The sequence below is a fragment of the Microbacterium sp. Gd 4-13 genome (genome assembly GCF_003095395.1).
Classification (GTDB): Bacteria; Actinomycetota; Actinomycetes; order Actinomycetales; family Microbacteriaceae; genus Microbacterium.
On the sequence record NZ_QEIJ01000012.1, the window covers coordinates 41,439 to 56,846 of the forward strand.

Sequence of the window (15,408 nt, forward strand, 5' to 3'; positions counted from 1 at the left end):
ACGCCGCGTCCGGGTCTCCGGGATCACGAGAGAACCCGGCTTCTGGACGGAACCACCCGGCGCGGCGCGTCGTCCTGAACGGGAGCGTCGCTGCTGCTTCTGGTCGCCGCCATGCCGGCCGCGCGGTAGGCGGAGCGGATCGTGGTGAACACCTCGCGCGGCGGCAGGCCGGCATGCTCGGCCGCCGGTCCCAGCGCATCCAGCGCCGACGCCGGCGACGTACCGGCCTCCGCCATCCGGCAGGCTGCCCAGAAGAGGCCGCGGTTGCGCTCGCCCTCCCCAAGCGCGGCGACCCAGCCCGCCAGCCGCTCCGCATCCGGCGTCCGCAACGCCCCGCCCGGTCGGAACGACGCCACGGGGCGGGGGTCGAGGAAGTCCCGCAGCGCCAGCGCATCCACCGACCCGGGATCGGACTGCGCCCGGCCGATCAGCTCATAACGGCCGCGCAGATCGCCTGGCACCGCCACCACGGAGGGCGGCACAACCACGTAGCCGCCGGTGCCGCGGAAGTCCACATGCGCGCGGGCTGCCTGCCACGACGGCTGAGGCCGTTCCGGGTCTGCTGGGTAGTAGGCGTGCATCCCACCCGAAGGCGTGCGCACCAGCGCCGCCCACCCAGTCACGAGCCCGGCCTGTCGGGCGCGGTCGAACGCCGCGAACCCTGACCCGGTGGCCTTGCGGTCCACGTCGACCACGTCCACGCCCGACGTGGCGCCGGTTGGCACACCGATGTTCGCGGTCGGCCAGCGCCGCCACCAGGAGGCGACCTGCCGGGCGTCGGTGCTCGCCTCGTGGAAGCCATGCTCCACCAGAGGCCGCTTGCCGCCCGGCACGCATGGGAACATCGGCACCCCGGCGGCGGCGAGCCAGGCCGCGGCGTCAGGCAGCGGCATCCGCTCGACGGCGGCGAACAGGTGCGCGGGGTCCATCACAGGCTCCTCACTGCGGCATCTGCCGCCGGGCGGGCCTGCTCGATGGTCGCCGGTGGCGTCCGCTCGGCGCGCGACGGGGTGGCGTCGCGGATCAGGCCGGGCGGGTCGCCCGCCCCGAGCTGCATTGTGTCGAGGGCGTCGAGGAGCGCGCTGGCGGTCTTCCGCACCCGTTCCCCGGTGGCCTGCACGACCTCGGCGGGGTCCTTGTCCTTCACGGTGCCGGCCCAGCCGGAGACGTAGGAGACGGAGTAGGAGCTGGTGTCCATGCCGTGCGCGGCACCGATCATCAACGCGACCGACTCGGCCTCGACCTCACCGATCCCGCGGTGCCCGGCCCAATCAGGGTTGTCGGGGCCGTGCAGGCGAACGTGACCGAGCTCGTGCGCGAGGGTCTTCACCTGGGCGGCCGGGTCCATGTTCGTCCTGACCGCGACGGTGCGCGCCTGGAAGTCGGTCAGGCCGTTCGCGCCGCCGATCACGCCCTCGTGATCCACACTCAGCACCCGATAGCCGTCCGCCTCCACCAGCGCGGCAAGGCCCTCCCACAGCCCGGCTGGCGCCTCGCCTTCCAGCAGACGCGGGGCGGGCCGCTCGGGGATCGGATCGCCCGTGGTCTGCGAGACATCCCAGACGTAGGCCGGGCGGGCGGCGATCATCCGGGAGCGCACCGCCTCGCCGGCTTTGGGCTTCTCGAACCTGCCGAGCCGCCGCCACGACGCGACATCCTGCGGGGTCGAGGACGCGAACCTGCCCGTAACCGGGGCGAAGATCATGTATCCCGGCTGCCCCTTCGCGACCTGCCGGCCAAGCGTCTGCCATTGCTTGTACCCGGCGACATACGACGGCTCTGGGTCCGGCACCCGGCCCTGCTCGAACGCCTCCAAGTGCTGGACCCAGATCAGCAGCGTGTTCCCGAACGAACGCGCCCTGAACCGGGCCGCGAACTCGAGCGCACGATGCCAGTCATCCCTGGACACCAATCGCTCGACTGCGCTCGCCAGCCGTTCGTGCAACTCGTCAAGCTTCGCGTCGCGCGCCGCTCGTACCTCTTCGCCTGTCGCCATCGCTGACCTCCTCCCGGCGGAACCGACAGCATGTGTCGGTGGCCCTTGCGACCATGAGGTGCGCCGGGAGGATCAGGAGACGGGACGGACGGCGAAATGAGGCTGCGACCGTCAGGTTCTCCGATGAACCCAACGTGTCTGAACTTGCCTACGGGACTCGGCCAGGCCCGGTCTAGGAGTTGGGGCGTATCTGGGCGTCGCGCCGCAAGACCGGTGTCATAGGACGCATTGGCCGCACCTTTGGTCCCGGTTCCGGGCAGTCGCCACGACACCAGTCGCAAGACGTCTCGCCAATGCAAGTCGGATGGGGGTTCCGCCGGTACTCAGACGGCCCAATCCCGAAACGGCGGCGGAACCACCCGGCAGCCACCCGTGAGTCTGACCACCCGACAGACTCTGCCGCCGAGGACACCGACATCCCGGTCTCCTCGATCAACCGAGTGAACTCGGTGAGACGCACCTCCGTGAGGAAGCGCATGGGAGCCACGCCGACCTGCACGCTGAACAGGCGAGTCAAGTGCGTTCTCGATATCGCAACCTCGGTCGCGAGCCGATGCATTGTCCACGGCTCCGCCATTCTCACGCGTAGAAGGTCGGTGGATCGACACACTTGCGGCGCGAGCGGCGGCTGAGCAAGCGTGCCCTTGATGGGGAAGGAGCCTCGCGGATACGCCGGCATCGTCTCGCCGCCCGATTCGATGAGAAGGGCAGGCAGCGTGTACTCGATCATACGAGAGAACAGCCGGATCATGCGCGTCGCGGTCAGTTCTGGCGTCGAGGTCTGATCCATAAGGCTGATCTGCCGCCACAGTGGTTCGCAGCATTGCAGGGCCTCGATCCCGGGCGTCAGGACTAGAGCGCTCCCATCCCACTCATCCGGGTGGGCGCCCCGAACCACTCGTCTCGCGTCGAGCAGAACCCAGCTCATCTGCGCACGCAAAAATGCTTCGTCCACGTAGAGCGTCCACACGCGGACCGATGGCATCGGGCGCATCGAGCACCACTGGCCTGCGCCGAGCGCCAGCACGGTTCCGGCGACCAGCTCGTGCGATCCCGTTGCCGTATCCACGCGAGCACGCCCTTCCAAGACGTACACGATCTTCGCGTGCGCAAACACCGCCCGACGAACCGGAGCCGTCCTTGCGCTCTCGACCGCGAACAGGGGGAGGCCGCACGATCGCATGGCGATCAACTCCAAGGTTCGGCTTGTCGTCGCGTATCCCCCGTCCCAGCGCTGCGCGCCCGAGGACGTCTTGCGCGCGGGTCGCTGCCGACTCCCGCGATCACGCATTCAGTGCCGCGGTTGGCGGGGTGCAGGCGGCGCGGACCAAAGGGCAAAGGCCGGAGACCCCGTCGATGATGACCGCGGCAACGACAAGCGACGGAGTCGAGAGAATCCAGCCGTTGACGAGCGTGAACACCGCAGTCACGGCCACGCCGAGAAAGCGCACCGGCCATACCTCTAAGGGTGGCGAGGAAAACAGCTTCGATGAGGAACTGCTGACGGATGTGGACGCGAGTAGAAGCAAGGGCTCGATGCAATCCGATTCCCGGCGACGTTCCAAGACCGGGGAGTTCCATGACCGGTGCCTCCGGGGCTTGATGGCGCTGACCTGCAGCCACCGCCGGACACTGGGGGACGTGATCACTCCCATACGGCGCGAGCCCCGCTGTCGCCAACAATCACGATCGCGACGATTGCGAACACCCCGACCAACGAGAGCAGGACCGAAACGCCGATTGAAATCGCGCGCGCGACGCGCGGACGGGTCACTCGCGCTTCGGAGTGACCTGGGCGCGGACGAACGAAGAAGCGGAGCCATCCCCATTGCGCCCAGGCTCCAGCGAACAGCAAGAAGGCGCCAGCAGTCGCGATGTCCGCAATCTCCGCGTGCGCGGTCACTGCTGCTGTCTGACCGACCTGGGTTGCAAGAGCCTCACCGGACTGCTTGGTGAGGAGCGCTGCGATGAAGGCGGCGGTGGCGAGGATCGGGAAGACGATGCCGAGCCAGTCGCGCACCTTGGGGATCCATGCGGCAGCGATGGCCAGAACCGCGACAACCGGCACCGCAACAACTACAGCGTGGACGAAGAGAGGATGTAGCGGAAGACCATCGAACATCCAAGACAAGGGACACTCCTTCTTTCAGTTTCAGGGGGTTGGGGGATGAATCGGAGCGCGACGCAATCCGAACGGTGGCGAGAAACTAGGCCGCCAGCGCACCGGTCGACAGCAGGACGATCAGTACAACGCCGACGGCCAGGCGATAGATCACGAACGGCAGGAAGCTGCGGTGCCCGATGTAGCGCATGAAGAACGCGATCACTGCGAGGCCGACGCCGAAGGCCACTACGGTCGCGATGGCGGTTTCGAGGCCGGTGAACACCTCGGGAGTGCAGGGCGTTGCCTCGGTGCATGTGCGGGTGACGGTCTTGTAGAGCTCATAGAGTCCACTGCCGAAGACCGCGGGAATCGCGAGCAGGAACGCGTATCGGGCGGCCGCAGCGCGCTCGTAGCCCATGAACAGTCCGGCCGTGATCGTGCCTCCGGAGCGGGATACGCCGGGCACCAACGCGAGTGCTTGGGCGAGCCCGTAGACGACAGCGTGGGGTGTGGTCAGCTGGCCGAGTCGGCGCCTTTTCGCACCGACGCGGTCGGCGATGCCGAGCAGGAGGCCGAACACGATCATGGTGCCGGCCACGATCCACAACGATCGCAGGGTCGTCTCGATCTGGGTTTGGAACAGGATGCCGAGCACCACGATCGGCAGGCTGCCGAGAATGATGTACCACCCGAGCTTGGCATCCTCATCGCTGCGAGGTAGTCGGCCGACGAGCGACTTGAACCATGCGGAGACGATGCGGACGATGTCCCGCCAGAAATACAGGATCACGGCAGTCTCGGTACCCAGTTGGGTGATCGCCGTGAACGCGGCGCCCGGGTCAGCGCCCGTGCCAATGAGCTCACCAACAATGCGGATGTGCGCGCTGCTGGAGATAGGCAGAAACTCGGTGAGCCCCTGGACGAAGCCCAGCAGAATTGCGTTGAGAAAATCCACGGTGTCCTTGAGTCCGGCGGCGAGCGTGCGCGCCCACTGTGACAGGAAGCCGCCAAGAACCGGCTAAGAAAGCACGAAGAAGTGCGCACCCCACGAATCCCTAGATGAGCTGGTCGCACGCTGGGGACTGCACGCCGGAGCTGGCCCGATCCGTTCACCCACACGTCATTTCCGCCGCCGTTATCGATATCCGATATCGGGCTACGATTTGGGGTGGAGGACTGATGAGGGAGTTGTTTCGGGGGGCGGTGTTCCTGCACATCCTGCACCACGCGGCCGAAGAGCCGATTCATGGTGCGTGGATGAGCGCGGAGCTGTCCAACCACGGCTACGACATCTCCGCCGGGACTCTGTATCCGACGCTGCATCGGATGGAAGCGGACGGCCTGCTCGTCTCCACGAAGGAAACGGTCGACGGCCGGGTCCTGCGCGTCTACCGGGCGACTCCGGCCGGCGTCGAGGCTCTCGCCGAAGGTCGTCGTGCGGTGCGTGAGCTCGCCGCCGAAGTGCTTCCGAACGAGCCCGACACCCGAACGGAGGGCGACCATGACCGCTAGCCCCGCCCTGGCTCGCAAGCTCGGCACCACCGACGCGGTGGTGATCGGTTTGGGTTCGATGATCGGTGCGGGCATCTTCGCCTCTTTCGCGCCGGCCGCTGCTGCTGCGGGTGCCGGATTGCTGGTCGGTCTGGCGGTCGCTGCGATCGTCGCCTATTGCAATGCGACGGCGTCCGCGCAACTCGCGGCGCAATATCCGACCTCGGGCGGTACCTACGTCTACGGCCGGGAACGGCTCGGCGAATGGCCGGGGTTTCTGGCCGGGTGGAGCTTCGTGATCGGCAAGACCGCGAGCTGCGCGGCCATGGCCCTCACATTCGCCGCCTATGCCGCCCCGGCCGGATGGGAGAAACCGGTCGCCGTCGCGGCGATCCTGGCCCTGGCAGCGGTCAACTACTTCGGGGTCACCCGCACCGCGGGACTGACCCGGATCATCGTCGCCGTCGTGCTGCTGGTGCTCGCCCTCGTCGTTGTCGTCGGCCTCTCGGCAGGCAACCCGGCCGGAAACGACCTCGGCGAGGACCTGTTCGCCGATGGGCCCTACGGGATTCTTCAGTCGGCGGGTCTGTTGTTCTTCGCGTTTGCCGGCTACGCCCGGATCGCGACGATGGGCGAGGAGGTCAAGAACCCGCAGCGAACCATCCCGCGAGCGATCATCACCGCCCTGGTCATCGTTCTAGTCGTCTACGCCCTCATCGCCGTGACCGTGCTGCTGGTCGTCGGGCCAGAGAAGCTGGCCACCTCGACCGCGCCCCTGGTCGACGTGGCCACCACCGCGAACGCAGGGTGGGCGGCCCCGATCGTCCGAGTGGGTGCGGCCGCCGCAGCACTCGGCGCGCTGCTGGCCCTTGTCGCCGGTGTCGGGCGGACCACTCTGGCGATGGCCCGCAACCGTGACCTGCCCGCCTGGCTGGCTGCGGTGCACCCGAAGTACAAGGTCCCGCACCACGCGGAGATCGCCCTCGCGGTCGTCGTCAGCATCCTGGTCCTGACGACCGACCTCCGCGGGGCGATCGGGTTCTCCTCCTTCGGGGTGCTGCTCTACTACTTCATCGCCAACATCTCCGCGTTCACCCAGACCAAGGAGCAACGCCGCTACCCCAAGACCATCCAGATCCTCGGCGCGATCGGCTGCCTGGTCCTAGTCGTCACCCTGCCCCTCATCTCGATCGTCATCGGGCTGATCGTCCTCGCTGCCGGTATCGGATACCGGTTGATCCGGCTGCGGGTGCGAAGGAACGCGGACCAGGCATAGTCCGCCGCTCCCGCCGCCGGCGTTTTCTTCCCATCCCTGGGAATCATGCTCAGCCCCGAGATCGCCGCGATCTCGATGTCCGGCTCCAGCGTGATCGTCGCCGCCAATGCCCTGCTCCTAAAGCGACTCCATCTGCCCGCGCCGGCCGCCGAGCCGAGGATCGCGAGCAGTCCCGAGCCGACGCCCGCCCCCACCGGCACCCGGTAGACGCGGAGGCCGCCGCGGGAGCATTTCTTAGAGATTTCTTGGAGACGTGAGCGACAATGAGGGAACGTGAGTCGGAGGAGTGCGAAGTGGAGACGGAGACGCGCCGACCAGCCATATTGCTGGTTGAGGACGACCAGGACATTGCGGGGATGCTCTCGGAAGTGCTGGCCGATCTGTACGAGGTCGATCACTTCGTCAGCGCGGAGGCGGGTCTTGCGGTGGCTCTGCGTCGCCATTTCGATGTGATCGTGGTCGATCGGCGGCTGCCGGGGATGGACGGTGTTGCGCTGATCCGGGCGATACGTCGGGCTAACATCACGACCCCGGTGTTGATGCTGACGGCGTTAGGCACTCTCGAAGACAAAGTGTCGGGCCTGGACGGGGGCGCGAATGACTATCTGGTCAAGCCGTTCGAGTTCGATGAGCTGCTGGCGCGGCTGCGCGCGTTGCGGCGTGCGTTCACTGCGGAGGGCAAGCGACGGTATCTGGGCGAGTGGATCTACACTCCAGAAAACAAGACCGTCTACTCGCCGACCGGGGGTCGCATCCTGCTGACGGTGGCGGAGAATGCGCTTCTCGATCTGATCAGTACCAGCCCTGAGCGGGTGTTCTCGCGGGAGGAGATCCTGCATGCTGTCTTCGGTGCGGGTGACTCGCCGGGGACCGTCGATACCTATGTGCATTACCTGCGGAAGAAGACCAGCCGTGACATGGTCGAGACGGTGCGCGCGCACGGCTACCGGCTTGGGGACCGGCCATGAGCATGGGGCCGGATCGTGCGCGGGTGCGCCGGGCGGCGGTCTCGGTCGGACTCTTTGTGGGTGTCACCGCGGCCGTGCTGATGACTGTCGGTGTTGTCGTGCTGATTACGGCGATCACCCTGAACTCGCGCCATGAACAGGCCGAGCATCCGGGGGCACTGCCAGGACGGGACGATGCGTGGGTGATCGACAGTGGCCGGGTCATCCTGCTGATCGTCGTGCTCGCGCTGATCGGGATCGTGCTGATCGGTCTGGTCGGCTGGCTGGGAGCTCGGCGCGCGGTGGCGCCTTTGGCTGAGGCGCTGCGGGTGCAGCGCAACTTCGTGGCCGATGCCAGCCATGAGCTGCGTACCCCGCTGACGGTGCTGAGCAGCCGAGTGCAGGTGCTGGAGCGCCGGCTGGGACGAGGACAGCCGGTCGATGATGTGGTTGCGGCGCTGCGTCGAGATGCGGTGTCGATGACGGAGGTGCTGAACGATCTACTGCTGGGCGCCGAGGGTGCCGAGCCGCCGATGGACACGACGACGGCGGCGGTGGAGGAAGCGGTGCGAGCGGCGGCTGCGACCCTCGAGGTTCTGGCAGACGAGGCCGATGTCCGCATCCAGGTTCGAAACGCTGCCTCCACTGCGGTGGCTGTACCGAGGGTGACGCTGATCCGGTGTGTGGTCGCGCTCCTGGACAACGCGATCCACCATTCACCACCCGGCTCGGTGGTGGTGCTCACCGAGGGGGTAGATGGCGACCGGGCGACGATCCGGATCAGCGACGCCGGGCCGGGCATCCAGGGCATCGGCGCTGAGCGGATATTCGAGCGGTTCTCCCACGCGGGGGAGAACGGCACGCATCGTAGCTTCGGGCTCGGGCTCGCCTTGGTGCGCGACGTCGCAGTGCGATACCGCGGCAGCGTGTCGGTGGAGGACACATCTGAAGCGGGCACGACGATGCTGCTCGTATTCCCGATAGCCCGATCGACCGGGTAGCCGCGACTCACGCGCCGCCGACGACGCCAGTGAGGAAGTCTTGATCGTGCGCGGTGACCGTGATCTCGGTGCGTCCGAGCCAGCGCCTGGTGCGTCCATCTGCTGCCACGAGAAGCCCCGTGGATGTGCCGGCGCCATCCAACCAGCTCAGATCGTCGAATCCGGCGATCATGGCGGTCGTCGCCCACAGGTCTGCACGGGTGAGGCTGTCCGCCGCCACCGTGGCGGAGAGGATGCCGGTGGTGGGTCGGCCGGTGCGGGGGTCGATGATGTGGGGGCCGCGTTCGGCCGTACCGGACGTCGCGATCGCGCCGGTCGACACGGGAAGCGTCGCGATGATTTCTCCTGAAGCGCGGGGGTCGGTGATGCCGACGTTCCAGATCCAGGACGAATCCGGGTGCGTGAACAGCTGCATGTCGCCGCCGGCGTTGATCCCGACGGCCGCCACTCGTGGATCGGTCAGGAGCGGTTCCAGGTGACGGCGGGCGACATCCTCGACCGCCCAGCCCTTGACCAGGCCGGTGGGGTCGAACCAACCCTTCCAGCCTGCGTCGAACAGTCCGCCCGTCGCGTCCCGCGCTTGATCGCACAGTTCCCTGACCTCCGCGAGCATCGGCGCCGCGTCGGCGTCTCGTAGTTCACCGCGCGCGATCCGGCGGACATCGGATCGGGGATCGAAGGGCGAGAAGACACGATCAACCTGCCGAAGGTCGTCGAAGCAGCGCCGTGCGGCGGCCTGAACCGCAGAATCGGCGGTGGCTGGGCCGTCGAGGATGGTATGGATGCTGATGGGCATACCCATGATCTGCTCGACGTCCACCAGCCGATGGAACGCAGTGGCACGCGCGGCCACGAGGGTCAACCTTTCGCCTGGTCGAGAGCACCCTGCAGCGAGGTGATGTATCCGCGGCTGGTCACCGTGGCGCCAGACACCATGTCGATCTTCGCGCTCTGCGCGGCCAGCGCCTCCTTGGCGAGTCGGGGAATGGCGTAACTGTTGATCTGCTGGTCCCGGCCGCTCTCCGTGGGGTAATCGATGGCTTGAACGTCGGTGACCTTGCCTCCGCCCACGGTGATCTGCACCTGCACGGGTCCCCACCGGGTCGAGGTGGACGGGCCTTGGTAACTGCCGTCCGCGAGCCCCGTCGATGCGACCGGTGGCGGGGCGGACGGCGCCGGTTGCGCCGTGCTCTGACCAGCCCCCGGTGCGGAGCTGGCGGGGGGTGTGGTCCCGGAGCTTCTGGGTCCAGCGCTTGTGGACGGCTCGGTGCCGGTGCCGGCGGCGAGTGAGGTCGGCGGGATGGCTTCGGTGGATGTGCGGTAGCTGAATAGGAGCACCACCCCGCTGATGGTGGCCAACAGTGCGATCACGATCTTCTTCACGGGTTCCTGCCTAGATGTCGAATGCTTCCGAGTGGATGCGCGATCCGGGGACGCGGAGGCGGTCGAGGTCGGCTCGCACGCTGTCCATCCACCGGGTGGGGCCACACAGGTAGATGTCGTAGTTCGCCAGGTCCGGGGCGAGGTGGCGAATCAACTGTGCACCGGCCCACTGCTCGTATGTTTTAGGGATCCACGGCGAGCTCACCCGGCTGCGTGGCCCGTCGAGGGGCACGTGACGCACTCCACGTTTCTCGACGAGGCGGCGGATCGCCCAGGACATCACCGCCGCGTCGGGGGTACTGTCCCGGGTGACCAGGGTCGCCGCGCCGGGCGCGTAGGGCTGCTCCTGCAGCAGCGAGACCAGCGGAGCGACGCCGGCACCGGCGCCCAGCATGAGCAGTTTCGTGCCGCGTCGCCGGTCACCGGTGAGATGACCGTATGGCCCTTCAATGAGCACCCGGGTTCCCGCCTTCAGCTCGCTGAGCCTCTGGGTGCCGTCCCCGGTGATCTTGGCGGTGATGGTGAGCCGGTCGGTATAGGGGCGGGTGGAGACCGAGAAGGGATGCCCGCGCGACCAGCCCGGCCCGTCCAGGAAACGCCAGATGAAGAACTGACCGGCCTTGGTGCGCAACCGGTTCAGCCGGTCGCCGGTCATCACCACCGTCACCCCGTCGGATCCGTCCGCGACCACCTGCGTGACCCGGATGCGCGACCGGGCCGAACGGGCCAGCGGGAGTGCCACCCGGTAGATCAGGGTGCATCCTGCCGCAACGGCCCACACCGTCCACCAGTAGAAGGTGGCCAGGGGTGAGGCGAGGAAGTCGGCTCCGGTCCACAGCTGGTGCGGCAGCGCCAGGCCCACGCCCAGGTAGGAGTACAGGTGCAGCAGGTGCCAGGACTCATAGCGCATCTTCCGCCTGGCGCGTCGAATCGACAGGATGACGACCCCGACAAGAAGCAGGGTGCCGGCAGTGGCCAGGAGCATCCCCGGGTAGTCCCAGATCAACTCCCAGGCCTGCCGGATGACATCGATACCCGCCGTTCCTGCGTACCCGACAACGACGAGCACGATGTGGGCGAGGAATAGCCAGAACGACCAGAACCCGGTCAGCCGGTGCATCCGGGTGATGGCATCATGGCCGAACGCGTGCTCGAACAGGGGCACCCGGGCCATCAGCAACACTTGGTACAGCAGCAGGTTGGACGACACCAGCCCGGTCAACCGGCTCAACGAGGTCAGTGCACCCGGGCCGCCCGCCAGGCTGGTCTGAATCCCGCCGCCCGACACCCAGAGCGCAACGATCACGAGGCTGGTCAACCAGATCGCCGAGACCCCGATGACGTGCCACACCTCCGCGCGCCGCCGGGCGGCCCCGGTCGGCGACGCGGACGAACGCGCTCGCGAACCGGTGAGACGAGATGTGGACACGGCATCATGCTCCGCGGCGGGCTATAAGGCTCGACCAAGAAACTTGATGCGGGCGCTCTTTCAGAGATGCCACCAACTGAATGCTCAGATGGCGTTCAGCTTGAGCCTCGGAAGAGGCGGAAGGCCGACGAGAGCGATAGCATCGCCGCCGTCAACAGGGCGCACGATAATCCCTGGTCATGAGCGGATTCTGCGCTCACAGTTCAACCCTATAAGGAGTGCCTACCCTCGCTGGCGACGGCGGAATATCACGAGTAGACCGGAACAATGCTTCGATTGTTCTCCGCTGCCCGCCGCTATCCCTTCGTGGTGGCCACTCTTCTGGTCGCCGCCGTCGCCGGGGTGCTCACCGCAACCCCGTGGAGCACCGTCAGCCCGTGGCTGCTGGCCGGCTTCGCCGTGCTCATGGCCGCCAGGTCGGCGTGGGCGATGGTGCAAGAGCTGCGCCACGGAACGTTCGGGGTCGACATTCTGGCCGTGACGGCGATCGTGGCATCGGTGGTGGTCGGTGAGTATTGGGCCGCGATCGTGATCGTGCTGATGCTCACCGGAGGAGAGGCGCTGGAGGACTACGCGGCCAACCGCGCCAAACGCGACCTGACGGCACTGCTCTCCCGCGCCCCGCAGCTCGGGCACCGGCTGCTGGCCGACGGGTCGACGGAGGATGTGCCGATCGAGGCCGTCGTCCCGGGGGACCAGGTCGTGGTCCGCGCCAACGAGGTCGTTCCTGTCGACGGCACCCTGGTGAGCGAGCTCGGCGTGTTCGACGAGTCCTCCCTCACCGGCGAGAGCCTGCCCGTCGAGCGATCCGCCGGACAGGAAGTGCTCTCCGGCGGCGTCAACGGCCAGACCGCTGTCGTGCTGCACGTCACCCGAGCAGCCAAGGACAGCCAGTACCAGCAGATCGTCAGCCTGGTCGAGTCGGCGGCGGCCAGCACCTCCCCGATGGTGCGCCTGGCAGACCGCATCGCCCTGCCCTTCACCGCGGTGGCCTTCGCGATCGCCGGGATGGCGTGGCTGGTGTCGGGCGATGCGGTGCGCTTCGCCGAGGTCCTGGTCGTGGCGACCCCGTGCCCGCTGATCATCGCCGCCCCGGTCGCGTTCATGGCAGGGATGAGCCGCTCGGCACGGGAAGGCGCGATCGTCAAGAGCAGCGCCACGCTGGAGAAGTTCCACCGCGCCCAGGCTTTCGCGTTCGACAAGACCGGCACCCTCACCCAGGGCGAGCCGAGCCTGGTCGAGGTACTAGCGACCGGGGCCATCGAACCCGACGAGCTACTGCGGCTCGCGGCATCCGCTGAACAGTTCTCCGCCCACGTCCTGGCCGCCGCCGTCATCAAGGCCGCCACCGGGCGAGGGCTCGTACTCGCAGGCTCGACGGACGCCGAAGAGTCGACCGCGAACGGGGTCACGGCGAACATCGACGGGCACACCGTCGTGGTCGGCAAGCGCTCGTTCATCTCAGCGACAGTGGGACAGGAGATCCCAGGTGCACCGTTGGACAGCGGCGAACTGGCCGTCTACGTCGCCGTCGATGGCGCCTCGGCGGGCTCGCTGGTCTTCCGGGATGAAGTCCGCTCGAACGCGCGCGCCACCGTCGACAGCCTGCGTACCCAGGGAATCCGCCGGATCGTGATGCTCACCGGCGATGATCGCCCCACCGCCGAGCATGTCGCGGCGAGCCTCGACATCGATGACGTGCGCGCGAACTGCCTGCCCATCGACAAAGTCAACGCCGTCACCGCCATCACCGAACGTCCCGTGGTCATGGTTGGCGACGGGGTCAACGACGCGCCCGTCCTGGCCGCAGCCGACGTTGGCATCGCCATGGGCGCTCGCGGATCCACCGCGGCCAGCGAGTCCGCGGATGTGGTCATCCTCCGCGACGACATCTCCCGCGTCGCACGGGCCCTCACCGTGGGACGCGAAACGGTGAACGTCGCCCTGCAGAGCATCTGGGTCGGCATCGGCCTCAGCGTGAGCCTGATGATCATCGCCGCGTTCGGGGTACTGCCCGCGCTCATCGGAGCCTGGCTGCAGGAAGGCGTCGACGTCATCTCGATACTCTGGGCGCTGCGTGCCTCAACCGGCAGCAAAGAGGCCCACCCTTCCGTCGTGAAGCAAGTTGAGGCGCCGCCCGTTACCGTCTCCTGACGATGAGACACGTCCGATTTGGCCGTCGCTGAGCGTAGGGTGCCCGAGTGTCTCCCGGAACCGGCAACCGCCCGTGAGCGGCGGACTTCTCATCGACTCGGACGGAACCGGCCCTGCCATGCGGAGCCGACCAGATTCCACAAAACACAGCTCAGAACGAACACGGCAGGAGCGACCACCAGCGAGGCGAGCACATCAGACGGATAGTGGACACCGAGATAGACCCTTGAGAGTCCGACAACCACAGCCAAGGCAACTGCCGGAATGCAAGCCACACCAGCACGTCGTTTATGGGCGACCTCTGCAACCACGAACAGGGCGAGGGCCGCTACGAACACGGTGTGACCACTCGGAAAGCTGGTCGCGCCACCAATGTGGAAAAGCGGATCTGCCAGCAGTCCGGGATCTGGGCGTGGTCGCGCAATCAGGACCTTGAGTAGCCATGCAACAAGGCAGGGTGCCCCGATCAGCACGCTCGCCTTGATGCCTGCCACCACCGAGCCCTTGACAATCTTAGTCGCAATGGAAACGAACACCGTAATGATCACCGCACCCAAGGGAGCGAAGGCGACCTGAAAGAAGAGAGCAACACCATCGAGAACAGGATTGCGGAAGCCGTTGACCCAAACGAGCAGACCCTCCTCCGCAAGAGTGAAGCCCGTGCCGTTCCGAATGAGCGTGCCCGCAACCCCCACGACGACGACAGCCACGAGACAAATCGCCCCGACCGTCATCTCCTTCCTCGGAGATGATCGCACCACCACATGAGCTGGGGAGCTTGATGCGGCGATCGGCTCCGGGTGCATCGCCGAAGTTTCGCCCAACCGTCCAAAGGATCCTCTAAGACCACCGTCAGTGGCTGACAGTTCCCCCTGCTGCCTCGGCGAACGCCCTCACCCTCGGCCGAGCAGGGACAGAGTCGAGCGGCCAGGGCATTCGGGATCTAGAGGCAGCCTCCAGTGACAAGAACCGGCCGCTTGCCGCTATCGACGAGTTTCGTGCACAGCTGCTCCGTCGGGTGGACTGTGCCTTAGCCATCTATGACGGTGTCCATTCGGCTGATGTCCGCCGGGACCGAATACCAACATTGCTGACTTACTGGTAGCGAAGTAGCGCAAGTAGCGCGCTACGCGCCTGAAGGGGCAGCACCCCATTGCCGAGGGCTGTCAATTGCTGAGCATGGGACAGGGCTATCTCTGGCAGGGTGACCCAACCCTTCGGAAGCCCCATCAGCCACTCCACGAAGACAGGTGCCGGTCTCGGCCCCTTGGCCTCGTTTAGGACTGCGGGGGCTGGAGCCGGTCTACCGTTGATGCGTTCCCACCGGGCGATGGCTGGGGCGTAGCGTCCCCAGCGTCGAAGAAGTCCCCGATCAACGCGAACGTCACGTCCCCGGAGGGCTGGCGTCCGTGCTTCGTTACGAGGTCGATCACTTGATGGCTCAGCGCGATCGTGCCGCGCCTGGCTTTCACGTGATCCAGGCTCTCTCCGCCCCGCGCCGAATCTGAGGCGAGAGGAGTGCGGAACAGTGCGATGGGCGAGGATAAAGAGGCTCTTCGCAGTTGAGGGTGTAGTCGGGGTTAGCGCGCCGTCGGCCGGATAGGGTCGAGGTCTTCCAGGATGGAAG

At 66.9% G+C, this 15,408-nt stretch carries 16 protein-coding genes; 6 read left to right on the forward strand and 10 right to left on the reverse strand.

Translation table 11 applies throughout. The features are described 5' to 3' along the window. Nucleotides 1-23 precede the first annotated feature (23 nt). The 6 genes from DEA06_RS15745 to DEA06_RS15765 form a co-directional block, all read right to left on the reverse strand. Nucleotides 24-929: a bifunctional DNA primase/polymerase gene (locus DEA06_RS15745; protein ID WP_116648960.1), complete on the reverse strand. Its 906-nt coding sequence runs from the start codon at nt 927-929 to the stop codon at nt 24-26. Beyond that, nucleotides 929-1,996, reverse strand: coding sequence for an ArdC-like ssDNA-binding domain-containing protein (locus DEA06_RS15750; RefSeq protein WP_116648961.1), 1,068 nt, complete (start codon nt 1,994-1,996; stop codon nt 929-931). Before DEA06_RS15750 ends, DEA06_RS15745 begins: the two co-directional genes overlap by 1 nt. A gap of 172 nt (nt 1,997-2,168) precedes the next feature. Next, nucleotides 2,169-3,194: an AraC family transcriptional regulator gene (locus tag DEA06_RS15755; RefSeq protein ID WP_165818052.1), complete on the reverse strand. Its 1,026-nt coding sequence runs from the start codon at nt 3,192-3,194 to the stop codon at nt 2,169-2,171. An 85-nt stretch (nt 3,195-3,279) separates the two neighbouring features. Beyond that, nucleotides 3,280-3,447 carry a hypothetical protein gene (locus tag DEA06_RS16660; RefSeq protein ID WP_165818053.1) on the reverse strand — a complete coding sequence of 56 codons (168 nt, stop codon included), beginning with the start codon at nt 3,445-3,447 and terminating at the stop codon, nt 3,280-3,282. Nucleotides 3,448-3,641: 194 nt separating this feature from the next. Beyond that, nucleotides 3,642-4,127 carry a DUF2231 domain-containing protein gene (locus DEA06_RS15760; protein ID WP_133241803.1) on the reverse strand — a complete coding sequence of 162 codons (486 nt, stop codon included), beginning with the start codon at nt 4,125-4,127 and terminating at the stop codon, nt 3,642-3,644. 76 nt (nt 4,128-4,203) lie between these two features. After that, a complete protein-coding gene (locus DEA06_RS15765; RefSeq protein WP_116648964.1) occupies nt 4,204-5,055 on the reverse strand; it encodes an undecaprenyl-diphosphate phosphatase in 852 nt (283 codons plus the stop codon). 104 nt (nt 5,056-5,159) lie between these two features. Between DEA06_RS15765 and DEA06_RS15770 the strand changes: the two genes are divergently transcribed. From DEA06_RS15770 to DEA06_RS15790, 5 genes are all read left to right on the forward strand, one after another. Beyond that, complete coding sequence (locus DEA06_RS15770) at nt 5,160-5,612, forward strand: PadR family transcriptional regulator (RefSeq protein ID WP_240606989.1); 453 nt, start codon at nt 5,160-5,162, stop codon at nt 5,610-5,612. Next, nucleotides 5,602-6,867: an APC family permease gene (locus DEA06_RS15775; RefSeq protein WP_116648966.1), complete on the forward strand. Its 1,266-nt coding sequence runs from the start codon at nt 5,602-5,604 to the stop codon at nt 6,865-6,867. The genes DEA06_RS15770 and DEA06_RS15775 overlap by 11 nt, the downstream gene beginning before the upstream one ends. 45 nt (nt 6,868-6,912) lie before the next feature. Further along, entirely contained in the window at nt 6,913-7,074 is a 162-nt protein-coding gene (locus DEA06_RS15780) for a hypothetical protein (protein ID WP_240606990.1), read from the forward strand. A gap of 86 nt (nt 7,075-7,160) precedes the next feature. Beyond that, entirely contained in the window at nt 7,161-7,835 is a 675-nt protein-coding gene (locus DEA06_RS15785; RefSeq protein WP_240606991.1) for a response regulator transcription factor, read from the forward strand. Next, nucleotides 7,832-8,815: a HAMP domain-containing sensor histidine kinase gene (locus DEA06_RS15790; protein WP_116648968.1), complete on the forward strand. Its 984-nt coding sequence runs from the start codon at nt 7,832-7,834 to the stop codon at nt 8,813-8,815. The genes DEA06_RS15785 and DEA06_RS15790 overlap by 4 nt, the downstream gene beginning before the upstream one ends. Nucleotides 8,816-8,822: 7 nt before the next feature. Here the strand turns inward: DEA06_RS15790 and DEA06_RS15795 are convergent, their stop codons facing one another. Genes DEA06_RS15795 through DEA06_RS15805 form a run of 3 tightly spaced genes read right to left on the reverse strand, consistent with a single transcriptional unit; the run spans nt 8,823 to nt 11,627 of the window. Then, complete coding sequence (locus tag DEA06_RS15795; RefSeq protein WP_240606992.1) at nt 8,823-9,668, reverse strand: FAD:protein FMN transferase; 846 nt, start codon at nt 9,666-9,668, stop codon at nt 8,823-8,825. Between the two features lie 5 nt (nt 9,669-9,673). Beyond that, nucleotides 9,674-10,198: an FMN-binding protein gene (locus DEA06_RS15800; protein WP_116648969.1), complete on the reverse strand. Its 525-nt coding sequence runs from the start codon at nt 10,196-10,198 to the stop codon at nt 9,674-9,676. A gap of 10 nt (nt 10,199-10,208) precedes the next feature. After that, nucleotides 10,209-11,627, reverse strand: a complete 1,419-nt coding sequence (locus DEA06_RS15805; RefSeq protein ID WP_240606993.1) for a ferredoxin reductase family protein — start codon at nt 11,625-11,627, stop codon at nt 10,209-10,211. A gap of 267 nt (nt 11,628-11,894) precedes the next feature. Here DEA06_RS15805 and DEA06_RS15810 point away from each other — a divergent pair, with 267 nt between their 5' ends. Then, on the forward strand, nt 11,895-13,781 hold the full coding sequence (locus DEA06_RS15810; protein ID WP_116648971.1) for a heavy metal translocating P-type ATPase: 1,887 nt from the start codon (nt 11,895-11,897) through the stop codon (nt 13,779-13,781). A gap of 89 nt (nt 13,782-13,870) precedes the next feature. On the opposite strand, the gene DEA06_RS15815 is transcribed toward DEA06_RS15810, so the two are convergent. Next, on the reverse strand, nt 13,871-14,491 hold the full coding sequence (locus DEA06_RS15815; RefSeq protein ID WP_165818054.1) for a phosphatase PAP2 family protein: 621 nt from the start codon (nt 14,489-14,491) through the stop codon (nt 13,871-13,873). Nucleotides 14,492-15,408 lie beyond the last annotated feature (917 nt).